At 73.2% G+C, this 22,941-nt stretch carries 22 protein-coding genes; 18 read left to right on the forward strand and 4 right to left on the reverse strand.

Annotated elements, in window-relative coordinates; all coding sequences use genetic code 11:
* Positions 1-14 precede the first annotated feature (14 nt).
* The 7 genes from pheS to ACIRD3_RS16695 all read left to right on the forward strand — a co-directional run bounded on the left by pheS (position 15) and on the right by ACIRD3_RS16695 (position 8,389).
* Positions 15-1,136 carry a phenylalanine--tRNA ligase subunit alpha gene (pheS, locus tag ACIRD3_RS16665; RefSeq protein ID WP_402216578.1) on the forward strand — a complete coding sequence of 374 codons (1,122 nt, stop codon included), beginning with the start codon at positions 15-17 and terminating at the stop codon, positions 1,134-1,136.
* The gene (gene pheT, locus ACIRD3_RS16670) at positions 1,136-3,637 is read left to right on the forward strand and encodes a phenylalanine--tRNA ligase subunit beta (RefSeq protein WP_402216580.1); all 2,502 of its coding nucleotides are present in this window, start codon (positions 1,136-1,138) and stop codon (positions 3,635-3,637) included. Before pheS ends, pheT begins: the two co-directional genes overlap by 1 nt.
* 108 nt (positions 3,638-3,745) lie before the next feature.
* Entirely contained in the window at positions 3,746-4,183 is a 438-nt protein-coding gene (locus tag ACIRD3_RS16675) for a GntR family transcriptional regulator (protein ID WP_402216582.1), read from the forward strand.
* On the forward strand, positions 4,183-5,109 hold the full coding sequence (locus ACIRD3_RS16680) for an ATP-binding cassette domain-containing protein (protein ID WP_402216584.1): 927 nt from the start codon (positions 4,183-4,185) through the stop codon (positions 5,107-5,109). The genes ACIRD3_RS16675 and ACIRD3_RS16680 overlap by 1 nt, the downstream gene beginning before the upstream one ends.
* Positions 5,106-6,071: an ABC transporter permease subunit gene (locus tag ACIRD3_RS16685; protein WP_402216587.1), complete on the forward strand. Its 966-nt coding sequence runs from the start codon at positions 5,106-5,108 to the stop codon at positions 6,069-6,071. The genes ACIRD3_RS16680 and ACIRD3_RS16685 overlap by 4 nt, the downstream gene beginning before the upstream one ends.
* Before the next feature lie 119 nt (positions 6,072-6,190).
* Entirely contained in the window at positions 6,191-7,033 is an 843-nt protein-coding gene (locus ACIRD3_RS16690) for a chitosanase (RefSeq protein WP_402216590.1), read from the forward strand.
* A gap of 264 nt (positions 7,034-7,297) precedes the next feature.
* Positions 7,298-8,389: a sugar ABC transporter substrate-binding protein gene (locus ACIRD3_RS16695; RefSeq protein WP_402216593.1), complete on the forward strand. Its 1,092-nt coding sequence runs from the start codon at positions 7,298-7,300 to the stop codon at positions 8,387-8,389.
* Positions 8,390-8,478: 89 nt separating this feature from the next.
* Here ACIRD3_RS16695 and ACIRD3_RS16700 read toward each other — a convergent pair whose 3' ends face one another.
* On the reverse strand, positions 8,479-9,348 hold the full coding sequence (locus ACIRD3_RS16700) for a 3-hydroxybutyryl-CoA dehydrogenase (RefSeq protein WP_402216595.1): 870 nt from the start codon (positions 9,346-9,348) through the stop codon (positions 8,479-8,481).
* Between the two features lie 354 nt (positions 9,349-9,702).
* Between ACIRD3_RS16700 and ACIRD3_RS16705 the strand changes: the two genes are divergently transcribed.
* Positions 9,703-10,521: an SDR family NAD(P)-dependent oxidoreductase gene (locus ACIRD3_RS16705; protein WP_402216598.1), complete on the forward strand. Its 819-nt coding sequence runs from the start codon at positions 9,703-9,705 to the stop codon at positions 10,519-10,521.
* 97 nt (positions 10,522-10,618) lie between these two features.
* Here the strand turns inward: ACIRD3_RS16705 and ACIRD3_RS16710 are convergent, their stop codons facing one another.
* Positions 10,619-11,527, reverse strand: coding sequence for a polysaccharide deacetylase family protein (locus ACIRD3_RS16710; protein ID WP_402216600.1), 909 nt, complete (start codon positions 11,525-11,527; stop codon positions 10,619-10,621).
* 209 nt (positions 11,528-11,736) lie between these two features.
* Here ACIRD3_RS16710 and ACIRD3_RS16715 point away from each other — a divergent pair, with 209 nt between their 5' ends.
* The 3 genes from ACIRD3_RS16715 (at position 11,737) to ACIRD3_RS16725 (ending at position 13,895) form a co-directional block, all read left to right on the forward strand.
* Positions 11,737-12,621 carry an SAM-dependent methyltransferase gene (locus ACIRD3_RS16715; RefSeq protein ID WP_402216602.1) on the forward strand — a complete coding sequence of 295 codons (885 nt, stop codon included), beginning with the start codon at positions 11,737-11,739 and terminating at the stop codon, positions 12,619-12,621.
* 156 nt (positions 12,622-12,777) lie between these two features.
* Positions 12,778-13,344 carry an HDIG domain-containing metalloprotein gene (locus ACIRD3_RS16720; protein ID WP_402216605.1) on the forward strand — a complete coding sequence of 189 codons (567 nt, stop codon included), beginning with the start codon at positions 12,778-12,780 and terminating at the stop codon, positions 13,342-13,344.
* A 38-nt stretch (positions 13,345-13,382) separates the two neighbouring features.
* Positions 13,383-13,895 carry an FBP domain-containing protein gene (locus ACIRD3_RS16725; protein ID WP_402216607.1) on the forward strand — a complete coding sequence of 171 codons (513 nt, stop codon included), beginning with the start codon at positions 13,383-13,385 and terminating at the stop codon, positions 13,893-13,895.
* Between the two features lie 69 nt (positions 13,896-13,964).
* Here the strand turns inward: ACIRD3_RS16725 and ACIRD3_RS16730 are convergent, their stop codons facing one another.
* The gene (locus ACIRD3_RS16730) at positions 13,965-14,339 is read right to left on the reverse strand and encodes an RNA-binding S4 domain-containing protein (protein WP_402216610.1); all 375 of its coding nucleotides are present in this window, start codon (positions 14,337-14,339) and stop codon (positions 13,965-13,967) included.
* A gap of 114 nt (positions 14,340-14,453) precedes the next feature.
* Positions 14,454-14,858 (reverse strand): VOC family protein, encoded by a 405-nt coding sequence (locus ACIRD3_RS16735; protein WP_402216612.1) that lies wholly within the window; start codon positions 14,856-14,858, stop codon positions 14,454-14,456.
* Between the two features lie 96 nt (positions 14,859-14,954).
* On the opposite strand from ACIRD3_RS16735, the gene ACIRD3_RS16740 reads away from it, so the two are divergent.
* From ACIRD3_RS16740 to argH, 7 genes are all read left to right on the forward strand, one after another.
* The gene (locus tag ACIRD3_RS16740) at positions 14,955-16,166 is read left to right on the forward strand and encodes a methyltransferase (RefSeq protein ID WP_402216615.1); all 1,212 of its coding nucleotides are present in this window, start codon (positions 14,955-14,957) and stop codon (positions 16,164-16,166) included.
* 115 nt (positions 16,167-16,281) lie between these two features.
* Positions 16,282-17,310, forward strand: a complete 1,029-nt coding sequence (gene argC, locus ACIRD3_RS16745; protein WP_402216618.1) for an N-acetyl-gamma-glutamyl-phosphate reductase — start codon at positions 16,282-16,284, stop codon at positions 17,308-17,310.
* A gap of 17 nt (positions 17,311-17,327) precedes the next feature.
* The gene (gene argJ, locus ACIRD3_RS16750) at positions 17,328-18,482 is read left to right on the forward strand and encodes a bifunctional glutamate N-acetyltransferase/amino-acid acetyltransferase ArgJ (protein WP_402217055.1); all 1,155 of its coding nucleotides are present in this window, start codon (positions 17,328-17,330) and stop codon (positions 18,480-18,482) included.
* A gap of 178 nt (positions 18,483-18,660) precedes the next feature.
* Positions 18,661-19,536, forward strand: a complete 876-nt coding sequence (argB, locus tag ACIRD3_RS16755) for an acetylglutamate kinase (RefSeq protein WP_402217058.1) — start codon at positions 18,661-18,663, stop codon at positions 19,534-19,536.
* The gene (locus ACIRD3_RS16760; protein WP_402216621.1) at positions 19,533-20,810 is read left to right on the forward strand and encodes an acetylornithine transaminase; all 1,278 of its coding nucleotides are present in this window, start codon (positions 19,533-19,535) and stop codon (positions 20,808-20,810) included. The genes argB and ACIRD3_RS16760 overlap by 4 nt, the downstream gene beginning before the upstream one ends.
* Before the next feature lie 23 nt (positions 20,811-20,833).
* A complete protein-coding gene (locus ACIRD3_RS16765) occupies positions 20,834-21,382 on the forward strand; it encodes an arginine repressor (RefSeq protein WP_049652068.1) in 549 nt (182 codons plus the stop codon).
* A gap of 134 nt (positions 21,383-21,516) precedes the next feature.
* Positions 21,517-22,941 carry an argininosuccinate lyase gene (gene argH / locus ACIRD3_RS16770; RefSeq protein WP_402216624.1) on the forward strand — a complete coding sequence of 475 codons (1,425 nt, stop codon included), beginning with the start codon at positions 21,517-21,519 and terminating at the stop codon, positions 22,939-22,941.

Here is a 22,941-nt window from a genome sequence, read left to right on the forward strand (position 1 = left end):
CGGGAAAGATAGAGATGTCGGCACCCAACAAGTCGTACGACCCGGTCGAGGTCGAGGCCCTCAAGCCCGAGGTGGTGGAGCAGGCGCGGGACGAGGCCGTCGCCGCCTTCGCCGCCGCCAGCAGCCTGGACGAGCTCAAGCAGGCCAAGGTCGCCCACACCGGCGACCGGTCCCCGCTCTCGCTCGCCAACCGCGAGATCGGCGCCCTGCCCCCGCACGCCAAGGCCGCTGCCGGAAAGCTGATCGGCCAGGCCCGCGGGGCCGTCAACCAGGCCCTCGCCAAGCGGCAGGCCGAGCTGGAGGCGGAGCGTGACGCCCGCGTGCTGGTCGAGGAGGCGGTGGACGTCACGCTGCCGTACGACCGCCTGCCGCGCGGCGCCCGGCACCCGCTGACCACCATGGCCGAGCGCATCGAGGACACCTTCGTGGCGATGGGCTACCAGGTCGCCGAGGGCCCCGAGGTCGAGGCCGAGTGGCTCAACTTCGACGCCCTCAACCTGGGCCCGGACCACCCGGCCCGCTCGATGCAGGACACCTTCTTCGTCCAGGCCCCGGACGGCTCCGCCGACTCCGGCGTGGTGCTGCGCACCCAGACCTCCCCGGTCCAGGCCCGCACCATGCTCGACCGCGAGCCCCCCCTCTACGTGGTCTGCCCCGGCCGGGTCTACCGGACGGACGAGCTGGACGCCACCCACACCCCGGTCTTCCGCCAGGTCGAGGGCCTCGCGGTGGACGAGGGCATCACCTTCGCCGACCTCAAGGGCACCATCGAGGTCCTGGTCGAGAAGCTGATCGGCGACCACCTGGAGCTGCGCTGGCGGCCCTCGTACTTCCCGTTCACCGAGCCGTCGGCCGAGGTCGACCTGCAGTGCTTCGTGTGCCTCGGGGCGAGCGTCGGCAACCCGGACCGCCCGTGCCGCACCTGCTCCTCCGAGGGCTGGATCGAGCTCGGCGGCTGCGGCGTGGTCAACCCGCGGGTGCTCGTCGCCTGCGGCGTCGACCCGAACCGCTACAGCGGGTTCGCCTTCGGCCTGGGCCTGGAGCGGATCCTGATGAATCGTCACAACGTCGCCGACATGCGCGACATGGTCGAGGGTGATGTGCGCTTCACCCTCCCGTTCGGGATGGAGATCTGATGCGCGTCCCGCTTTCCTGGCTGCGCGAGTACGTCGACCTGCCCGCCGGCGAGACCGGTCGTGACGTCGCGGAGCGCCTGGTCCGGGCCGGCCTGGAGGTCGAGACCGTCGAACAGATCGGCGCCGACCTCAAGGGTCCGCTGGTGGTCGGCGAGGTGCTCTCCATCGAGGAGCTGACCGGCTTCAAGAAGCCGATCCGGCACTGCTTCGTCAACGTCGGCGACGCCAACGGCACCGGCGCGCCGCAGGAGATCGTCTGCGGCGCGACCAACTTCGCCGTCGGTGACAAGGTCGTCGTGGTGCTCCCGGGCGCCGTGCTGCCCGGCCCGTTCCCGATCGCGGCCCGCCAGACCTACGGCCACACCTCGGCCGGCATGATCTGCTCCGCCCGCGAGCTGGGCATGGGCGACGACCACAACGGCATCATCGTCCTCCCGCCGGAGTACGAGCCCGGCACCGACGCCATCGAGCTGCTCCAGCTCGTCGACGAGGTGCTCGACATCGCCGTCACCCCGGACCGCGGCTACTGCCTGTCCATGCGCGGCGTGGCCCGCGAGGCCGCCGCCGCGTACGGGCTGCCGCTGGCCGACCCGGCGCTGCTCGACGTGCCGCCGGCCAACTCCTTCGGCTACCTGGTCAAGGTCAACGACCCGGCCGGCTGCGACCGCTTCGTGGCCCGGACGGTCGTCGGCGTCGACCCGAACGCCAAGTCGCCGCTGTGGCTTCAGCGCCGCCTGCAGAAGTCGGGCATCCGCCCGATCTCGCTGACCGTCGACATCACCAACTACGTGATGCTGGAGGTCGGCCAGCCGCTGCACGCGTACGACAAGCAGCGGGTGGACGGCCCGATCACGGTCCGCCGGGCCGAGCAGGGCGAGACCCTCACCACCCTGGACGGCGTCGAGCGCAAGCTCGCCGCCGAGGACCTGCTGATCTGCGACAACAGCGGCCCGATCGGCCTGGCCGGCGTCATGGGCGGCGCCTCCACCGAGATCCTCGACCCGGCCGCCGGTCCGGGCACCACCGAGGTGATCATCGAGGCGGCGCACTTCGACCCGGTCGCCATCGCCCGCACCGCCAAGCGGCACAAGCTGCCCTCCGAGGCGTCCAAGCGCTTCGAGCGCGGCGTCGACCCGGAGGCCGCCCGCGCCGCCGCGCAGCGCGCCGTCGACCTGCTGGTCCTGATCGCCGGCGGCACCGCCGAGGCCGGGGTCACCGACATCGCGGCCCCGCACCCGGTGCGCACCATCACCATCGCCGCCGACCTGCCCGACCGGGTGGCCGGCACGGAGTACGGCCGCGAGACCGTCACCCGGCGCCTGCAGGAGATCGGCTGCTCGGTCGCCGGCGCCGACGTCCTGGAGGTCACCCCGCCGACCTGGCGCCCCGACCTCACCGACCCGTACGACCTCGCCGAGGAGGTCATCCGGCTGGAGGGCTACGACAACGTCCCCGCCCGGATGCCGAACGTGCCGCCGGGCAAGGGCCTGACCGAGGCCCAGCGGGTCAACCGCCGGATCGGCGTCGCGCTGGCCGGGGCCGGCTACGTCGAGGTCAACAACTACCCGTTCCTCGGCGAGGCCGCCTGGGAGGCGCTCGGCCTGGAGGCGGACGACCGTCGCCGCCGGACGGTGAAGCTGGTCAACCCGCTGAACGACGAGGAGCCGGCGCTGCGCACCACGCTGCTGCCGGGCCTGCTCGGAGCGCTGCGCCGCAACATCGGCCGGGGCAACACCGACCTCGCGATCTTCGAGGCCGGCACCGTCTTCCTGCCCAAGGACGAACTGTCCGTGGCCCCGCGCCCGGCCGTCGACCGCCGGCCCAGCGACGAGGAGCTGGCCGAGCTGGACGCCGCGCTGCCGGACCAGCCGCGCCGGATCGCCGTCGCCCTCGCGGGCGAGCGGCTGCCGTCGGGCTGGTGGGGCAAGGGCGACCAGGCCTCCTGGGCGGACGCCGTCGAGGCGGCCCGCACGGTGGCCCGCGCGGCCGGCGTCGAGCTGACCGTCCGCCAGGGCCAGCTGGCGCCCTGGCACCCGGGCCGCTGCGCCGAGCTGGTCGTCTCCGGCACCGACCGGGTGGTCGGCCACGCCGGCGAGCTGCACCCGCGGGTGGTCAAGGCGCTCGGGCTGCCGGCCCGCACCGCGGCGATGGAGCTCGACGTCGACCTGCTCACCGCGGACGGCGCCCGGCGGGTCAACGGTCCGACCGTCTCCGGCTTCCCGGTGGCGACCCAGGACGTCGCGCTGATCGTCGACACCGCGGTTCCGGCCGCCGACGTCGAGGCCGCGCTGCGCACCGGCGCGGGCGAACTGCTGGAGGCCATCCGGCTGTTCGACGTGTTCACCGGCGAGCAGGTCGGCGAGGGCAAGAAGTCGCTGGCGTACGCGCTGCGCTTCCGTGCCGTCGACCGCACGCTGACCGCCGACGAGGCCACCGCCGCCCGCGAGGCGGCCGTCGCCGAGGCCGTCGCCCGTACGGGCGCGGTGCTGCGCGGCGCCTGATCCGGTAGCGCCCGGCAGGGCCCCGCCACGGACCACGAGGTCCGGGGCGGGGCCCTTTGCCTTTCCTTGGGTTGACGATGCCTCAGCTCGGGGCTTATCTCTTTACCTATGGAAGTAGATAAAGGCGAGGACCGGCCCTCTCCGATCGAGTTCCGCCTGGACCCGGCCTCCGGCGTCCCGACCTACCTGCAGCTCGTGCAGCAGGTCGAACAGGCGCTGCGGATGGGCTGGTTGACGGAGGGGGACCGGCTGCCCCGGGTGCGCGAAGCGGTCGCCGGGCTGGCGATCAACCCGAACACCGTGCTCAAGGCGTACCGCGAGCTGGAGCACCGCGGTCTCGCGGTCGGCCGCCGCGGCCAGGGCACCTTCGTCCGGGGGCTGCCCGCCGGGGTGGTGCCGCTGCGCGAACGGGCCGCGCTGCGGCGGGGGTTGCTGGACTGGATGCGCTCGGCGCGGACCGCCGGGCTGGACGAGGAGGGGATGACCGCCGTGTTCGAGGACGCGCTGCGCGACCTGCGTGAGGGCCGGGACGGGGTGGTGGCCTGATGGCCGCGGACACGGCGATCGACTGCGCCGGGCTCGGCAAGCGCTACCGCCGCTCCTGGGCCCTGCGGGACTGCCGACTGGCCGTCCCCGCCGGGCACGTGGTGGCGCTGGTCGGCCCGAACGGCGCCGGCAAGACCACGCTGCTCAGCCTGGCCGCCGGACTGACCCTCCCCAGCGAGGGCGCGCTGACCGTCCTCGGCGACCAAGTGCCGGGCTCGCCCCGGGCGTTGGACCGGATCGGCTTCGTCGGGCAGAACGCCGCGCTCTACCCGGGCGTGCGCGTACGCGACCTGCTCGCGATGGGCCGCCACCTCAACCGTCGCTGGGACGAGGCCCGGGCCCGGACCCACCTGGACGGCCTCGGCATCCCGCAGGACCGCCGGTACGGCCGCCTCTCCGGCGGCCAGCAGGCCCAGGTCTCGCTCGCCCTCGCGCTCGCCAAGCGCCCCGAACTCCTGCTACTGGACGAGCCGTTGGCCGCCCTCGACCCGCTCGCCCGGCACGACTTCATGGCCGTGCTGCTGACCGCCGTGGCCGAGGACGGCCTGTCGGTGGTGTTCTCCTCGCACGCCGTCAACGAGCTGCAGCAGAGCTGCGACTACCTGGTGGTGCTCGGTGGCGGCCGGGTCCAGGTCGCGGGGGAGGTGGACGACCTGCTGGCCGGCCACCGGATGCTGACCGGCCCGACCGCCGACGCGGACCGGGTCGCCGGGCGGCTGCCGGTGGTCCGCGACCGCCGGGCCGGAGCCCAGTCCCACCTGCTGGTGCGCACCGGCGGCGTGGACGCCCCGGTCTCCGAGGGCTGGCGCCAACAGCGCATCGGGCTGGAGGAGTTGGTGCTCGCCTACCTGCGCGAGCCGACCGCCTCCGCCCTCCCCGGCCCGCGCGGGGCCGTCCCTCCGAACGAGAAGGTGTCGCTGCCGTGAGCTCCCTGACCCTCGCCCCGCCCCGCTCCGCCGTCCTGCGGGCGGCGGGGCTGCGCCACCGGCCCGCGCTGCGGACCCTGCTGGGCGTCCTCGCCGCGCTGCTCGTCGTGCTGGCCGTCACCGGGTACTACATCCACGCGGGGCTCGACCGCTCCGGCGCGGCCGGGTGCGACATGGCGCTGCGGACCTGCAACGAGCGCTGGAAGGAGTTCCGGCGCGAGTACGGCACCGAGCTGATGCTCGGCGGGAACGTGGTCTACTTCCTGGGCGGCGCCCTCGGGGCGTTCGTCGGCGCTCCGCTGCTGGCCCGGGAGTTCGAACACGGCACGGTGCGCTTCGCCTGGACCCAGGGGGCGGGGCGCGCCCGCTGGACGGTCGGAGGGCTGGTGGTCGTCGGCGGTGTGCTGGCCGCTGCGACGGCCCTGACGGCGTTCGTGCTCAACTGGTGGATCGCGCCGATGTCGGCGAGCGGGGGCTTGTTCACCCCCCTGGTGTTCACCAGCGCCCCGCCCGCGCTGGTCGGCCGGGTATTGCTGGTCTTCGCGCTGTCCGCGCTCGTGGGGGCGGTGCTGCGGCGGACGGTGGTGGCGCTGGGGGTCGGCGTGGTGGCCTCGGTGGTGACCACCCTGGTCGCCGAGTCGTTGCGGTTCCACTACCGCGCACCGCTCCAGGACACCGTGCACACGCTCGCGCAGACCTCGCTCGACCACCGCTGGGAGGGCGGCATCTGGGTCACCGACCCGGCGGGGAACCGGCTCGGCCTCAGCGAGCTGTACGACCGGGGCGGCGACTTCTACGGAGCCCAGAAGCTGGTGAGCGAGGGCGGCTACGCGCTGCACGAGTCCTACCAGCCGGAGAGCCGCTACTGGCTCTTCCAGTTCATCGAGTTCGGCTGGACGGCCCTGCTCGCCGTGGCCCTGTGCGCGGCGGCGGTCTGGTGGGTCCGGCGCCGGGCGGTCTGACCTGCGGCTCCGCAGATGGCTTGAAGAGGTTCCGTCAAAACCCTTGCGGGAGTGCGGCCGGACGGCGTTTCCTTCTCGTTAGGAAAGTTTCCTAACCCATCGAGGAAACGGAGCGTTCTATGCGCCCTCAGCCCCGTCGTGCCCTCCGGATAGCCCTCGCCGCCGCCCTGGTGGCCGCGCCCCTCACCGCCGCGGCCACCTCGGTGGCCCAGGCCGCTCCGGCCCCCGCCGCGGCCGTCCGGCTCGCGGGGGTCGGGCTGGACGACCCGCACAAGAAGGACATCGCGATGCAGCTGGTGTCCAGCGCGGAGAACTCCTCGCTGGACTGGAAGGCCCAGTACAAGTACATCGAGGACATCAAGGACGGCCGCGGCTACACCGCCGGCATCATCGGCTTCTGTTCGGGCACGGGTGACATGCTGGAGCTGGTCCAGCACTACACCGACCTCAAGCCCGGCAACATCCTCGCCAAGTACCTGCCCGCGCTGAAGAAGGTCAACGGCACCGACTCGCACGCCGGCCTCGGCTCCGCCTTCGAGCGCGACTGGGCCACCGCCGCCAAGGACACCGTCTTCCAGCAGGCCCAGAACGACGAGCGCGACCGGGTCTACTTCAACCCCGCCGTCAGCCAGGGCAAGAAGGACGGGCTGGGCGCGCTCGGCCAGTTCGTCTACTACGACGCCATCGTCATGCACGGCCCGGGCAACAGCTCGGACAGCTTCGGCGGCATCCGCGCCGCGGCCATGAAGAAGGCCAAGACCCCGGCCCAGGGCGGCGACCAGGCCACCTACCTCAAGGCCTTCCTGGACGCCCGCAAGGTGGTGATGAAGAAGGAGGAGGCGCACTCCGACACCAGCCGGGTGGACACCGAGCAGCTGGTCTTCCTCAAGGCCGGGAACTTCGACCTCAACCCGCCGCTGAAGTGGAAGGTCTACGGCGACAGCTACGCCATCAACAGCTGAGCCGTCACCGTCCCCATGGCGGGCGTCCCCTTTCCCCGGGGCCGCCCGCCGTCGGCTTTCGGCTCCGCGCTTCCTTCAGGAGTCGACACCGATCCGGAGTCCCCCGGCGGTCTACCTGCGGCGATGCGCACGGATCATTCGCTCCATAACGAATCGGACAGGAGAATAACGAAGACTCCTTCACTTATTGACGCAGGGGCCGGGTGGCGCTTGACTCCCTTCCCTGCCGCGACGCCGCGGCGCGTACAGGAGGCACCACCGATCATGAACAGACCCATGCGTCTCGCGGCCGCGGGCACGGCCGCCGCGTTGCTCTCGCTCACCCTCGCGGCCTGCGGCCAGACCCACGCATCGCAGCAGCCGGGGGCCGGTGGGAGTGAACGGAGCATCGGTCTGCTTCTGCCGGAGAACACCTCCTCCACCCGCTACGAGGCCTTCGACAGGCCGCTGATCCAGCAGACGGTCACCAGCCTCTGCCCGAGGTGCACGATCAGCTACGCCAACGCGGACGGGAACGAGAGCACCCAGAAGCGCCAGTTCGACGACATGCTGGCCAAGGGCGTCAAGGTCATCCTGCTCGACCCGGTCAACGCCAGTGGCACCGCCCCGTGGGTCGAGGCCGCCGCCGCCAAGGGCGTGAAGGTCGTCGCCTACGACCGGCTGGCCGCCGGCAAGGTCGCCGCCTACGTCTCCTTCGACAACGGGCGCACCGGTGAACTCCAGGGCCAGACCCTGTTGGACGCGCTCGGCCCGAAGGCCGCCTCGGCCAATGTCGTGATGATCAACGGTGCCGGATCCGACCCCAACGCGGCGCAGTTCAAGGCGGGCGCGCACCGTGCGCTGGACGGCAAGGTCAAGAAGATCGCCTACGAGCAGTCCGGCGAGTGGAAGCCGGAGGTGGCCACGGCGAAGATGAACGAGGCCATCCAGACCCTGGGCAAGGACGGCATCCAGGCCGTCTACGCGGCCAACGACGGCATGGCCGCGGCCGTCATCGAGTCGCTGAAGGCGGCGGGCATCAAGAACGTGCCGGTGGGCGGTCAGGACGCGTCCATGGACGCGGTGCGCCGGGTGCTCGCCGGCGAGCAGGCCTACACCATCTACAAGCCGTACAAGCCCGAGGCGGACGCGGCCGGCACCATCGCCGTCGAGCTGGTCGAGGGTCTGGACATCAGCTCGACGGCGACCGCGGTCACCGACAGCGGCGGGCTGCACATCCCGTCCCTGCTGCTCACCCCGATCGTGGTGACGAAGGCGAAGGTGCAGGTCACGGTGGTCGGCGGCGGCCTCTACAAGGCCTCCGACATCTGCACGCCGCAGTACGCGGACGCCTGCGCGGCGGCCGGCGTCAAGTAGCGCGAGGCCGGCTCCACGCGGGGCGGGGAGCCGGCTGCGTCACCCCCGGGCCGTTCCGTGCCGGCCGGAGCCCCCTTCCTGCGCAGGCGTCAGGCGCTCGCGGTGTAGTCGTAGAAGCCGCGGCCGGACTTGCGGCCCAGCAGGCCCGCGTCGACCATCCGGGAGAGCAGCGGGGGAGCGGCGTACAGCGGCTCCTTGTACTCGTCGTACATCGACTCGGCAATCGAGACGATGGTGTCCAGGCCGATCAGGTCGCACAGCCGCAGCGGGCCCATCGGGTGGGCGCAGCCGGCCTCCATGCCCTTGTCGATGTCGGAGGCGGTGGCCACGCCCGACTCGAACATCCGGACCGCGGACAGCAGGTACGGCACCAGCAGCGCGTTGACCACGAAGCCGGCCCGGTCGCGGGCGCGGATCGGCTCCTTGGCGAGCACCTGGGAGGCGAAGGCCTCGACCCGCTCGGTGGTGGCCGCCGAGGTGGTCAGGGTCGGGATGACCTCGACCAGCTTCTGCACCGGTGCCGGGTTGAAGAAGTGCAGGCCGATGACCTGCTCCGGGCGGGAGGTGGCGGCGGCCAGCTTCACGATCGGGATCGAGGAGGTGTTGGAGGCGAGGATCGCGTCGCGGCGCTCGATCACCCGGTCCAGGGTCTCGAAGATCTTGACCTTGATGTCCTCGCGCTCGGCGACGGCCTCGACCACGAGGTCGCGGTCGGCGAAGTCGGACAGGTCGACGGTGAAGGACAGCCGGGCCATCGCCTCGTCCCGCTGCTCGGGGGACAGCTTGCCGCGCTTGACGGCCGTCTCCAGGGAGTTGGTCAGCCGGGTGCGGCCGAGCTCCAGCGCCTCACCGCTGGCCTCCGACACCAGGACGTCCAGGCCGGCCCGGGCGAAGACCTCGGCGATGCCCGACCCCATCAGACCGCAGCCGACTACTCCGACGCGCGCGATGTCACTCACTCAGTTGCCCTTCGGTGGTGCTGGGGGTCGCCCAGCGACTGGTGGCCCAGCGAGCTGCTGGTCAAGCGGGGTCGGTGTACCGGCATTGGGTGCACCGGTCACCGCCCCGACGACGTTACTACTCCGTACCGGCCGGTAGGTCACCCCCTCCCCGGCGGAGTGCCACCGCGCCCGGATCCCCCGAACGGGTGAGGAGGCGCCCCCGGTCCGTGTGCCCGGGGCCGGCGCCGCCCGGCGGCCGACAGAATGCCGCAGACGGGGGCCGGGGACGGACGCGGCGGACAGCGCCGGGACGGTCGGCGCACGGATCGGGGACGGACGGCGGACGGCCGGGGACGGGAAGGGAGCACAGACGTGTCGACGGGATCGCTCGAAGGGCAGGTCGCCCTGGTCACCGGCGCGGGCCGGGGCATCGGCCGGGAGATCGCCATCGGCCTGGCCGCCGAGGGGATGGCCGTCGGCCTGGTCGGCCGCACCCACGAGACGCTGACCGACACCCTCAAGGAGTGCGTCAAGCGCGGCTCCCGGGGCGTGGCCGTCACCGCGGACGTCACCCGCCCCGGCTCGGTGCGCGAGGCCGTCCGGCTGGTCGAGCGCGACCTCGGCCCGATCGACCTGCTGGTCAACAACGCCGGCCTGGTCGACCGCGCCGAGGTGCCGATCTGGGAGACCGACGCCAACCAGTGGTGGCAGGTGATCGAGACCAACCTGCGCGGCCCCTACAACCTGCTGCGCTGCGTCCTGCCCGGCATGGTCGCCCGGCGCGCCGGCCGGGTTATCAACCTCAACTCCGGCTTCGCGCTGCGCCCGGACGGCGACTACACCGCGTACGCCACCTCCAAGGGCGCGCTGCTCCAGCTCTCCGACAACATCGCGGACTCGCTCGCCCGGCACGGCGTCGTCGTCCTGGACATCAGCCCGGGCGCGGTGGCCACCGACATGACCGCCGGGATGCCGATGTTCAAGGACATGAAGGCCTGGGGCTCCATCCCGTACATGGTCGCGGTCACCGTGGACGCCGCCCGCGGCCGCTTCGACGCGCTGCACGGGCGGTTCCTCCACGCCGGACGGGACGACCTGGCGGAACTGGTCGACCGGGCCGAGGAGATCCGCGCCTCGGACGCCCGTACGCTGCGGCTGCGCCCGTACAAGGACGGCGATCCGATGGCCTGACCGGTCCGGCCGTCCCGCGCCCTCCGTCCCCGTCCCGCGCCCCGTCCCCCGCGCCGCCGTCCCCGTCCCGTCCCCGCGCCGCCCTCCCCCGTGCGCGCTACGCGCAGAGCTGGCTGGCGGTGACCGGCTTGAGTCCGGCCTTGGCGAGGCCGTCCAGGATCGCGGGCAGCGCGTCCACCGTGCACTGGTGGCCCATGTGCAGGGCCACCACCGAGCCGCCGCGCACCGAGTTCAGCACCCGGCGCTGCAGTTCGGCGGCCGGGGGGTCGCTGTAGTCGCGCGGGTCGACGTCGAAGGACAGCACGTGCTCGTAGCCGACGGCCCTGGCCTGCTCGCGCACCATCGGGGTCGCGTACTGCGCGGCGGAGGGGCGGAACCAGCGGCCGATCGAGCCGGTCAGCCGCTGCAGCCGCTCGGCGCACTGGGCGATCTCGGCGCGTGCCTGGTCCGGGGTCATGGCGGAGATGTTGAGGTGGTTCTGGGTGTGGTTGCCCAGTTCGTGGCCGCCGTCCAGGATCCGGCGGGCCATCTGCGGCTGCTGGTCGAGCCAGCTGCCGACGACCATCACGGTCAGTTTGGCGCCGCGCTGCTCGGCGGTCTCCAACAGCGCGGTCGCCAGCTTCGGGTCGCCGCTGCCGTGGAAGGTGAGCGCCACGTTCTTGCCGGTGCGCGCCCCGTACACGACCTCGACCGGGGTGCCGGGCGCGAGCGGGGGCAGCGCGGGCGGGGTCGGTGGGGCGGAGGTCTGGGCGGCGGCCGCGGTGGCCTCGGGGGTGGGCTGCGCCTCGGCCGGGGTGGTCGGGGCGGGGGACGCCGGGCCCTCGCCGCCGTTCCAGGCGGGGTCGGTGACGTGCTGCGGGTCCACGGTGCCGGGGTGTGCGGCCAGCGCCCCGGGGTCGGCCCGGCGGGGGGCGCCGGTGCCGCAGGCGGTGAGGAGGCCGCCGGTGGCGGTGAGGGCGGCCAGACGGGCGGCGGTGCGCAGTACGGTGCGGCGGTCGGCAGTCATCGGCAGCCAGCATAGAGAGGGCGGCCCCGGCGGGCGATCCGGTGCGGCCGGAACGTAGCGCCTTTGACGTGCACACATTCGATCTACGGGCGTTGCGTAATCCTGAACTCCCGCTGTTTCCGCGGCGTGTCGTTGGATACGATCACCGCGCACCGCGTGTTGACAGGCGGTCGCACAATTCCGGCATTGCGCATTGGGGGCGGAACAGGATGCACGAGGACACCACGGCCAGCGGCCAGGCGACCGGCACCGACTGGCACTGGGCCAGAGCGGACGACTGGCAGCCGCCGAGCGAGCTGGACACCGGCATCCCGCACACGGCCCGGATGTACGACTACTACCTGGGCGGCAAGGACAACTTCGAGGCCGACCGCAAGGCCGCGCAGGCCGCGATAGCCGCCTACCCCGCGCTGCCGCTGCTGGCCCGCACCAACCGGCAGTTCCTCGGCCGCGCCGTGGAGTTCGCCGCCGGCCGGGGCATCCGCCAGTTCGTCGACATCGGCACCGGCATCCCGGCGGTCGGCTCCACCAGCGAGGTCGCCCAGCGCGTCGCCCCGGACGCCCGCGTGGTCTACCTGGACAACGACCCGATCGTCGCCACCCACGCCCGCGCCCTGCTGGCGAGCCACCCGGCCGGGCACACCTCGGTGATCGAGGCCGACCTGCGCGACCCGGAGGCGATCCTCGCCCACCCCGCGCTGGCCGCCGCCGTCGACCTCTCCCAGCCGGTCGCGCTGATGCTGGTCGCCGTCCTGCACTTCATCCGCGACGAGGACGGCGCGGAGCGGATCGTCCGCACCCTGCGCGACGCGCTCGCCCCCGGCAGCGCCCTGATCCTCTCGCACGGCAGCCCGGACTTCGCCTCCCGGGAGAGCGCCGCCGAGGGCACCCGGATCTACCGGAGCGCCAGCGCCCCGCTGGTCCTGCGCCCCCGGGCCGACGTCGAACCCTTCTTCGGCGACTTCGAGTTCGTCGGCCCCGGGCTCGTCCAGCTGCCGCTCTGGCGCCCGACCGCGGGCCACGTGCCCACCAGTGAACTGCCCGAGGGCTGGCAGGACGTCTCCGCCTACGCGGGCGTCGCGTTCAAGAAGTAGCCGGGCGAGGAACGGCCCGCCACCCGGGCACGGCCCGCCGAGCCGCGCACGACGGCCGCAGCCCCGTCCCGGCGCCTCCCTCCTGCGCCGGGACCGGGCCATCGCAGCCTACGCACCCCCACTGACAGCCCTTCACCGGCCCCGGTACCGTGCGGCGTGACCACCGCCCTCCCACCGCTGCCGCCCGGCGTCGCCGACCTGTTGCGGGCCGTCGACGCCCCGCCCCGACTCGTCGCCCACCTCGCGCTGGTGCACGAGGTCGCCGAGGAGATCGCCGACTTCTGCGCCCGCGAAGGGCTGGAGTTCGACCGCGAAGCCGTCCGGTACGGCGCGGCCACCCACGACATCGGCAAGACGGTCCACCCCGAGGAGCTCTCGGCGCCCGGCTCCGCGCACGAGGCCGCCGGCCACGCCCTGCTGCTGGCCCGAGGCGTCCCGGAGCGGCTCGCCCGCTTCGCCCGCAGCCACGCGAGCTGGGGCGGTCCCGGCGTCACCGTCGAGGAACTGCTGGTCAGCCTGGCCGACAAGGCCTGGAAGAACAAGCGGGTCCGGGACTTGGAGGACCGCGTGGTCGACCGGCTCGCCGAGGCCACCGGCCGGGAGCGCTGGGAGGCCTTCCTCGCCCTGGACGACCTGCTCACCCGGATCGGCGAGGAAGCTCCGCGGCGGCTAGCGATCCAGGCCGAACACCCCGTACGTACCGGGAGGATCGGGGGAAATTGAGGCGACAGGGCGCGCGCGGCGGTGTTAGCTTCCGCGGCATGGAACCCCTGAGTGAGAACGAGATCCGCGCGTCCTTCGTCAACTGCTCCAAGGGCGAGGCCCGTCGGCTCAACCTGCCCCGGGGTCTGGCCGAACTGCCCTGGGAGAACCTGGACTTCCTCGGCTGGCGGGACCAGGGCGCGCCCGACCGGGCGTACCTGGTGGCGCGGCACGGCGGCGAGCCGGTCGGCGTCACCCTGCGGGTGCCGACGGTCCGACGCAGCCTGACCAAGAGCAACGTCTGCTCGCTGTGCATCACCACGCACGCCGGCACCGGCGTCGCGCTGCTCGCCGCCCGCCGGGCCGGCGCGGCCGGGCGCGAGGGCAACACGGTGGGGACGTACATCTGCGCCGACCTCGCCTGCTCGCTCTACGTGCGCGGGCTGAAGAAGTCCACCCTGGTCACCCGGCCCGACGAGTCGCTGCCGCTGGAGGAGCAGATCGCCCGGACGACGGGCAACCTCGCCGCCTTCCTCGACCGGGTGCTCACCGACACCGCCGTCTCCGCCTGAGGCCCGCGCGGCCGTCTCCGCCTGAGGCCCGCGCCGCCGCCCGCCCGAGGCGCCCGCCGCGGCCGGCCCTCAGTGGCCGCGCAGCTGGTCCAGGTCGCGGCGCTCCCGCTTGGTCGGGCGCCCGGTCCCGCGGTCCCGCTGCCCGGCCGCCGCGACGAACTCCCGCGGCGGCCGCGGCGGGCTGTTGTCGACCAGGCACGGCGCCGCCTCGGCCGCGCCGACCCGCTTGCGGATCAGCTTCTGCACCACCACGACCCGCTCGAAGTTCTCCTCGCGGACCCGGACCTCGTCCCCGACCCTCAGCGCCTGCGCGGGCTTGGCCCGCTCGCCGTTCACCCGGACGTGCCCGGCGCGGCAGGCGGCCGCCGCCAGCGCCCGTGTCTTGACCAGCCGGACCGACCAGATCCAGCTGTCCACCCGCACGCTTCCCTCGTGTTCAGCCATCCTCGGAGCCTACCCAAGCGCCGGACGCTCGGGTCCGGACCCGGGCGTCCGAGCCCGAGCGTCCTGGCCCGAGCGCTTGGCCCCGAGCGCGTGACCGCGCGCTCGACCCCGGCGTCACGCCGCGGTCGGCGCCTCCTGGACCGCCCAGCCGTTGCCGTCCGGGTCGTTGAAGAACACGAAGTTGTTCCAGGCCTCGCCGTGCCCGTCCACCCGGGAGCCGGCCACGAAGTGCTGGACCGGGCTGACCTGCACGCCGCGCGCCACCAGTTCGGCGTGCGCCTTCTCGATGTCGGCCACCACCAGCTGGAGGCCCTTGACCGAGCCGGGCGGTGAGTCGATCACTCCCGTGCCCACCACGATCGAACAGGGCGAGCCCGGGGGAGTCAGCTGGACCACCCTGACCCCGTCCCGCAGGCGGGTGTCGTGGTCCACCGTGAAGCCGGCCTGCTCCTCGTAGAAGAGCTTCGCGCGGTCCACGTCGGACACCGGGACCACCACGACTTCGAGCTTCCAGTCCATCGCCCTCACCCCTCTCGGTCGGGCCCTTCCAGTATCCGTCCGGCGGCCTTCCTCCAAAACTGTTCCCCGGCGGCCGTCCGATAGCCTGAGAACACGATGAATCCCCAGACCACGCCCGCCGCTACCCCGCCGGCCACCACGCTGGCCACCCCGTGGGGCACCCTCGACCTCACCCGCTTCCCCGAGGACCCGCGCGAGCGGCTGCGGGCCTGGGACGCCGCCGACGAGTACCTGCTGCGCCACCTCGCGGGCGAGGCGGACAGCGCCGCCGGGGCCGCGACCGCGCTGGCCGGCCGCCGGATCGCCGTGCTCGGCGACCGCTGGGGCGCGCTGACCACCGCACTCGCCGAGCACCGCCCGGTCCAGATCTCCGACTCCCACCTCGGCCGGCAGGCCACCCGGGCCAACCTGGCGCGGGCCGGCGCCGTCGTCGAGGACGGCCTGCTGCTGACCACCCGGGACACCCCGCCGGAGCGGATCGACGTGCTGCTGGTGCGCGTCCCCAAGAGCCTGGCCCTGCTGGAGGACCAGCTGCACCGGCTCGCCCCGGCGGTCCACGAGGGCACCGTGGTGATCGGCACCGGCATGGTCACCGAGATCCACACCTCCACCCTCCGGCTCTTCGAGCGGATCCTCGGCCCGACCCGCACCTCGCTCGCCGTCCGCAAGGCCCGGCTGGTCTTCTGCACCCCCGACCCGGGGCTCGACCCCGGGCCCAGCCCGTGGCCGCACCGCTACGCGCTGCCCCCGGACATCGGCCCGGCGGCCGGCCGTACGGTGGTCAACCACGCGGGCACCTTCTGCGCCGAGCGGCTCGACATCGGCACCCGCTTCTTCCTCGCCCACCTGCCCGTGCCCGCCCCGGGTGCCCGGGTGGTGGACCTCGGCTGCGGCAACGGCGTGGTCGGGACGGCCGCCGCGCTGGCCGGGCCGGGCGCGGAGGTGGTCTTCGTGGACGAGTCGCACCAGGCGGTGGCCTCCGCCGAGGAGACCTTCCGCACCAACCTGGGCCCGGACGCCCCGGCGCGGTTCCTGACCGCCGACGCGCTCGCGGCGGAGGCGATCGCCCCCGGATCGGTGGACCTGGTGCTCAACAACCCGCCGTTCCACTCCCACCAGGCGACCACCGACGCCACCGCGTGGCGGATGTTCACCGGTTCCAAGCGGGCCCTGCGGCCCGGCGGTGAACTCTGGGTGGTCGGCAACCGTCATCTCGGCTACCACGTCAAGCTGCGCCGTCTCTTCGGCAACTGCCAACTCGTGGCCGGGAACCCCAAGTTCGTGGTGCTGCGCGCCGTCAAGCGCTGAGCGGACCCCGCCGGAACCGGCCGCCGCGGCCGGGTCCGGGCGGGGTTCTGCCAGAGACTCCTTGCATGGATTTTCCTCCGCGCGTATATTCATGCCACGACGAAGGAGGAACGCCATGGCATTGCGAGTCGCCGTCGCCGGCGCGAGCGGGTACGCGGGCGGTGAGGTGCTGCGCCTGCTGCTCGGCCACCCGGAGGTGGAGATCGGGGCCCTGACCGGCGGCTCGAACGCGGGCACCAAGCTGGGCGCGCTGCAGCCGCACCTGATCCCGCTCGCCGACCGCGTCCTCGAACCCACCACCCCCGAGGTGCTGGCCGACCACGACGTGGTCTTCCTGGCGCTGCCGCACGGCCAGTCCGCCGCCGTCGCCGAGGCGCTCGGCCAGAACGTCCTGGTGGTCGACTGCGGAGCCGACTTCCGGCTCAAGGCCGCCGCCGACTGGGAGCAGTTCTACGGCTCCGCGCACGCCGGCACCTGGCCCTACGGCCTGCCCGAACTGCCCGGCCACCGAGCCGCGTTGAAGGGCACCAACCGGATCGCCGTGCCCGGCTGCTACCCGACGGCCGTCTCGCTGGCGCTGTTCCCCGCGTACGCGGCCGGGCTCGCCGAGCCGGAGGCCGTGGTGGTCGCCGCCTCCGGCACCTCCGGCGCGGGCAAGGTCGCCAAGCCGCACCTGCTGGGCAGCGAGGTGATGGGCAGCGTCAGCCCGTACGGCGTCGGCGGCGTCCACCGGCACACCCCCGAGATGGCGCAGAACCTCACGCCGCTCGCCGGTGAGCCGGTCACCGTCTCCTTCACCCCCACCCTCGTCCCGATGCCGCGCGGCATCCTCGCCACCTGCTCGGCCAAGGCCAAGCCCGGCGTGACCGCCGAGAGCCTGCGCGCCGCCTACGGCGAGGCCTTCGCGGACGAGCCCTTCGTCCACCTGCTGCCCGAGGGGCAGTGGCCGCAGACCAGCAGCGTCTACGGCGCCAACACCGCCCTGGTCCAGGTCGCCCTGGACGCCACCGCCGGGCGGATCATCGCGATCAGCGCGATCGACAACCTGGTCAAGGGCACCGCCGGCGGCGCGGTGCAGAGCATGAACATCGCGCTCGGCCTGCCCGAGGAGATGGGCCTTCCCGTGAACGGAGTCGCACCGTGAGCAACAGCAGCACCAACGTGGGCGTGACGGCGGCCAAGGGCTTCCGCGCCGCCGGCGTCACGGCCGGCCTCAAGGCCTCCGGTGCGCCGGACCTCGCCCTGGTGGTCAACGACGGTCCCTCGCTCGCCGCGGCCGGCGTCTTCACCGCCAACCGGGTCAAGGCCGCGCCGGTGCTCTGGTCCGAGCAGGTCCTCAAGGGCGGCCTGGTCTCCGCCGTCGTCCTCAACTCCGGTGGCGCCAACGCCTGCACCGGCCCGCTCGGCTTCCAGGACACCCATGCCACCGCGGAGAAGGCGGCCGAGGAGCTGGGGCTCAACGCGGGCGAGGTCGCCGTCGCCTCCACCGGCCTGATCGGCGTCCGGCTGCCAATGGACCTCCTGCTGCCCGGCGTCGCCCTGGCCGCCGGGGAGCTCAGCGGGACGGGCGGCGAAGCCGCCGCGATCGCCATCAAGACCACCGACACCGTGCACAAGACCGCCCAGGTCACCAGCCCGGCCGGCTGGACGGTCGGCGGCATGGCCAAGGGCGCGGGCATGCTCGCCCCGAGCCTGGCCACCATGCTGGTCGTGCTCACCACCGACGCCGTCGTGGACGGCGCCGGCCTGGACGCCGCCCTGCGCGGCGCCACCCGCACCACCTTCGACCGGATCGACTCCGACGGCTGCATGTCGACCAACGACACCGTGCTGCTGCTCGCCTCCGGTGCCACCGGCATCACCCCGGACGAGGCCGAGTTCGCCGAGGCGGTCCGCGCGGTCAGCGCCGACCTGGCCCGGCAGCTGATCGGCGACGCCGAGGGCGCGAGCAAGGACATCCGGATCGACGTCACCGGCGCCGCCACCGAGGACGAGGCGGTCGACGTCGCCCGGACGATCGGCCGCAACAACCTGCTCAAGTGCGCCATCCACGGCGAGGACCCCAACTGGGGCCGGGTGCTGGCCGCGATCGGCACCACCTCCGCCGCCTTCGACCCGAACCGGCTGGACGTCGCCATCAACGGCGTCTGGGTCTGCAAGGACGGCGGCGTCGGCGAGGACCGCGACCTGGTGGACATGAAGGCCCGCGACGTCGTGATCACCGCGAACCTCAACGCCGGTACGGCGAGCGCCACGCTGTGGACCAACGACCTGACCGCCGACTACGTTCACGAGAACAGCGCCTACTCGACCTGATCCACGTCACTTCGTCCGCGCCATCCTGACCCGCGGCACACCACCGAGCCGCCGCGGCACCGGTCCGCGACATCCTCCCCCCGGCTCCGGCCGGGGGGACCCCCATCGACGAGGGAATCCCGTGCAGATCGCACCCAAGGGCGAACAGGCCCGCAACAACACCGCGTTGCCCAAGGCCATGACGCTGATCGAGGCGCTGCCCTGGCTGGAGCGCTTCCACGGCAAGACGGTCGTGATCAAGTTCGGCGGCAACGCCATGGTCGACGACGAGCTCAAGGCGGCCTTCGCCCAGGACGTCGTCTTCCTCCGCTACGCCGGCCTGCACCCCGTCGTGGTGCACGGCGGCGGCCCGCAGATCAGCGCCCAACTGGACAAGCTGGGGCTGGAGTCCAGCTTCACCAACGGCCTGCGGGTCACCACGCCCGAGACCATGGACGTGGTCCGGATGGTGCTGGCCGGCCAGGTGCAGCGCGAACTGGTCGGTCTGCTCAACGCGCACGGCCCGTTCGCCGTCGGCATGACCGGCGAGGACGCCCACACCATGACGGCGGTCAAGCGCTACGCGGTGGTGGACGGCGAGCAGGTGGACATCGGCCTGGTCGGCGACATCGTCAACATCGAGGCCGGTGCGGTGAAGGCGCTGATCGCCGACGGCCGGATCCCGGTCGTCTCCTCGATCGCCCGCGGCACCGACGGCCACGTCTACAACATCAACGCCGACACCGCCGCCTCCGCCCTCGCGGTCGCGCTCGGCGCCGAGATGCTGGTGATCCTCACCGACGTCGAGGGCCTCTACAAGGACTGGCCGAACTCCGACGACGTGATCAGCCAGCTCAACGCGAGCGAGCTGGAGGAGCTGCTGCCCGGCCTGGCCACCGGCATGCTCCCCAAGATGGAGGGCTGCCTGCGCGCCGTCCGCTCCGGCGTGGGCACCGCCCGCGTCCTGGACGGCCGGGTGCCGCACAGCCTGCTGCTGGAGATCTTCACCGACGAGGGCATCGGCACGATGGTCGTGCCGGACGACGAACCGACCGTGACCGGGGGACTGGCATGACTGGCGTGACTGGCACTTCCGGCTCGACCGGCCCGACGGGCTCGTCGGGCCCGACCGGCGCTTCCGGCCCGACGCACAACGAACAGCTCGCCGAGCGGTGGCAGCACACCTTCACCGACAACTACGGCACCCCCCGGATCCCGCTGGTCCGCGGCGAGGGCAGCAAGCTCTGGGACGCCGACGGCAAGGAGTACACCGACCTGCTCGGCGGCATCGCCGTCAACGCCCTCGGCACCGCCCACCCGGCCGTGGTCGAGGCCGTCACCCGGCAGATCGCCACCCTCGGCCACGTCTCCAACCTGTTCATGGCCGAGCCCACCATCGCCCTCGCCGAGCGGCTGCTGCGGCTGGACGGCCGGCCGGGCGGCCGGGTGTTCTTCTGCAACTCCGGCGCCGAGGCCAACGAGGCCGCCTTCAAGATCAGCCGGCGGACCGGCCGCACCCACCTGGTCGCCCTCCAGGGCGGCTTCCACGGCCGGACCATGGGCGCCCTCGCGCTCACCGGCCAGCCCGCCAAGCAGGACCCGTTCCGCCCGCTGCCCGGTGACGTCACCCACGTCCCCTTCGGCGACGTCGAGGCGCTGCGCGCCGCCGTCACCACCGAGACCGCCGCCGTCTTCCTGGAGCCCGTCCAGGGCGAGAACGGCGCGATCCCGCTGCCGGACGGCTACCTCCGGGCCGCCCGCGAGATCACCCGGGCCACCGGCACCCTGCTCGTCCTGGACGAGATCCAGACCGGCGTGGGCCGCACCGGCCACTGGTACGCCCACCAGGCCCACGAGGGCGTGGAGCCGGACGTCGTCACGCTGGCCAAGGCGCTCGGCGGCGGCCTGCCGATGGGCGCCGTCCTCGCCTTCGGTCCGGCCGCCGAGCTGCTCACCCCGGGTCAGCACGGCACCACCTTCGGCGGCAACCCGGTGGCCGCCGCGGCCGGGCTCGCGGTGCTGGACACCATCGAGTCCGAGGGGCTGCTGGAGCACGTCCGCAAGCTGGGCGAGCGGCTGCGGCACGGTGTCGAGGCGATCGGCGACCCGCTGGTCTCGCACGTGCGCGGGGCGGGCCTGCTGCTCGGGATCGTGCTCACCGAGCCGGTCTCGGCCCAGGTCCAGGCCGTCGCACAGGAGGCCGGCTTCCTGGTCAACGCGGCCGTCCCGGACGCCGTCCGGCTCGCGCCGCCGCTCGTGCTGACCGAGCAGGAGGCGGACGCCTTCCTCGCGGCCCTGCCGGGCATCCTCCGGGCGGTGCGCGAGAGCGCCCCGGCCGATGCGAGTTGACCGTCGTCCGGGAGAATAATCACATGACCGCTTCCCACTCCGGCCCCTCCGCCGCCGGCCCGACGCCGCAGGTCCCGCAGACCCGCACCGCGCGCCACCGGCGGATCGTGGACCTGCTCACCCGCCAGCCTGTGCGTTCGCAGAGCCAGCTCGCCAAGCTGCTCGCCGACGACGGACTCGTGGTCACCCAGGCCACCCTCTCCCGGGACCTGGACGAGCTGGGCGCGGTCAAGATCCGCAACCGGGACGGCGCGCTGATCTACGCCGTCCCGGCCGAGGGCGGTGACCGTACGCCGCGCGCGCCGATGGGGGAGTCGGCCAGCGAGGGCCGGATGGCCCGGCTGGCCGGCGAGCTGATGGTCTCCGCGACGGCCTCCGGCAACCTGGTGGTGCTGCGCACCCCGCCGGGCGCCGCCCAGTTCCTGGCCTCGGCGATCGACCAGGCGGAGGTGTTCGAGATCATCGGCACCATCGCGGGCGACGACACCGTCCTGCTGATCAGCCGTGACCCGGCCGGCGGCCAGGCGCTCGCCGACCACCTCATGCAACTCGCCCAGGCGAAGGCGCAGTAGCGCCCGGACGTCCCGGAAACCCCGGTCGGTGGAGCCCCCACCGACCGGGGTTTGGTGTTTCATGCGGCTTGGTGCATACTTATGCCCATCCTCGCAAACCTGTACGCCCAGTCCGCTGTAAGGAGCCCGACGCGATGACCGCCCAGCAGCCCGCCGACGTCCGACTCTGGGGTGCACGCTTCGCCGACGGCCCCTCCGAGGCCCTCGCCAAGCTCTCCGCCTCGGTCCACTTCGACTGGCGCCTCGCGCCGTACGACATCGCCGGCTCCAAGGCCCACGCCCGGGTCCTGTACAAGGCAGGCCTGCTGTCCGACGACGAGCTGGCCGCCATGCTGGCCGGCCTCGACCGGCTGCTCGCCGACGTCGAGGCGGGCACCTTCACCGGCACCGTCGCCGACGAGGACGTCCACACCGCCCTGGAACGCGGCCTGCTGGAGCGCCTCGGCGCCGAACTCGGCGGCAAGCTGCGGGCCGGGCGCTCGCGCAACGACCAGATCGCCACGCTGTTCCGGATGTACCTGCGGGACCACGCGAAGACCATCGGCGCGCTGCTCCTGGACCTCCAGCAGGCCCTGGTCGGCCTCGCCGAGGCGCACCCCGACACCGCCATGCCGGGCCGCACCCACCTCCAGCACGCCCAGCCCGTGCTCTTCGCCCACCACGTCCTCGCGCACGTGCAGGCCCTCGGCCGGGACGCCGAGCGGCTGCGCCAGTGGGACGCCCGCACCGCCGTCTCGCCGTACGGCTCCGGGGCGCTGGCCGGCTCCTCGCTCGGCCTCGACCCGCAGGCCGTCGCCGCCGACCTCGGCTTCGAGGGCGGCTCGGTCGGCAACTCCATCGACGGCACCGCCTCGCGCGACTTCGTCGCCGAGTTCGCCTTCGTGACCGCGATGATCGGGATCAACCTCTCCCGGATCGCGGAGGAGGTGATCATCTGGAACACCAAGGAGTTCGGCTTCATCACGCTGCACGACGCCTTCTCCACCGGCTCCTCGATCATGCCGCAGAAGAAGAACCCGGACATCGCCGAGCTCGCCCGCGGCAAGTCCGGCCGCCTGATCGGCAACCTGACCGGCCTGCTGGCCACCCTCAAGGCCCTGCCGCTGGCCTACAACCGGGACCTCCAGGAGGACAAGGAGCCGGTCTTCGACTCCTGCGACACCCTGGAGGTGCTGCTGCCCGCGTTCACCGGGATGATGGCCACCCTCACCGTGCACCGGGAGCGGCTGGAGGAGCTCGCCCCCGCGGGCTTCTCGCTCGCCACCGACATCGCCGAGTGGCTGGTCAAGCAGGGCGTGCCGTTCCGGGTCGCGCACGAGGTGGCCGGCGCCTGCGTCAAGGTCTGCGAGGCCGAGGGCATCGAGCTGTCCGACCTGACGGACGAGCAGTTCGCCGCGATCTCCGGGCACCTGACGCCCGACGTGCGGTCGGTGCTGAGCGTGCACGGTGCCATCGCCTCCCGCAACGGCCGGGGCGGCACCGCCCCCTCCGCGGTCGCGGTCCAGCTCGCCGAGGTCAAGGCGGACCTGGCGCGGCAGCAGGAGTGGATCCGGGGCTGA

Origin of the sequence: Kitasatospora sp. NPDC093550 (assembly GCF_044764985.1) — a bacterium.
GTDB lineage: Bacteria > Actinomycetota > Actinomycetes > Streptomycetales > Streptomycetaceae > Kitasatospora.

Coding starts and splice junctions, on each gene's coding strand:
- ACIRD3_RS16760 (WP_402216621.1), top strand. CDS start 19,533: ATGACTGGCGTGACTGGCACTTCCGGCTCGACCGGCCCGACGGGCTCG.
- pheT (WP_402216580.1), top strand. CDS start 1,136: ATGCGCGTCCCGCTTTCCTGGCTGCGCGAGTACGTCGACCTGCCCGCC.
- ACIRD3_RS16765 (WP_049652068.1), top strand. CDS start 20,834: ATGACCGCTTCCCACTCCGGCCCCTCCGCCGCCGGCCCGACGCCGCAG.
- ACIRD3_RS16735 (WP_402216612.1), bottom strand. CDS start 14,858: ATGGACTGGAAGCTCGAAGTCGTGGTGGTCCCGGTGTCCGACGTGGAC.
- ACIRD3_RS16680 (WP_402216584.1), top strand. CDS start 4,183: ATGGCCGCGGACACGGCGATCGACTGCGCCGGGCTCGGCAAGCGCTAC.
- ACIRD3_RS16695 (WP_402216593.1), top strand. CDS start 7,298: ATGAACAGACCCATGCGTCTCGCGGCCGCGGGCACGGCCGCCGCGTTG.
- ACIRD3_RS16740 (WP_402216615.1), top strand. CDS start 14,955: ATGAATCCCCAGACCACGCCCGCCGCTACCCCGCCGGCCACCACGCTG.
- ACIRD3_RS16690 (WP_402216590.1), top strand. CDS start 6,191: ATGCGCCCTCAGCCCCGTCGTGCCCTCCGGATAGCCCTCGCCGCCGCC.
- ACIRD3_RS16715 (WP_402216602.1), top strand. CDS start 11,737: ATGCACGAGGACACCACGGCCAGCGGCCAGGCGACCGGCACCGACTGG.
- ACIRD3_RS16710 (WP_402216600.1), bottom strand. CDS start 11,527: ATGACTGCCGACCGCCGCACCGTACTGCGCACCGCCGCCCGTCTGGCC.
- ACIRD3_RS16730 (WP_402216610.1), bottom strand. CDS start 14,339: ATGGCTGAACACGAGGGAAGCGTGCGGGTGGACAGCTGGATCTGGTCG.
- pheS (WP_402216578.1), top strand. CDS start 15: ATGTCGGCACCCAACAAGTCGTACGACCCGGTCGAGGTCGAGGCCCTC.
- argC (WP_402216618.1), top strand. CDS start 16,282: ATGGCATTGCGAGTCGCCGTCGCCGGCGCGAGCGGGTACGCGGGCGGT.
- ACIRD3_RS16675 (WP_402216582.1), top strand. CDS start 3,746: ATGGAAGTAGATAAAGGCGAGGACCGGCCCTCTCCGATCGAGTTCCGC.
- ACIRD3_RS16725 (WP_402216607.1), top strand. CDS start 13,383: ATGGAACCCCTGAGTGAGAACGAGATCCGCGCGTCCTTCGTCAACTGC.
- argH (WP_402216624.1), top strand. CDS start 21,517: ATGACCGCCCAGCAGCCCGCCGACGTCCGACTCTGGGGTGCACGCTTC.
- argB (WP_402217058.1), top strand. CDS start 18,661: ATGACGCTGATCGAGGCGCTGCCCTGGCTGGAGCGCTTCCACGGCAAG.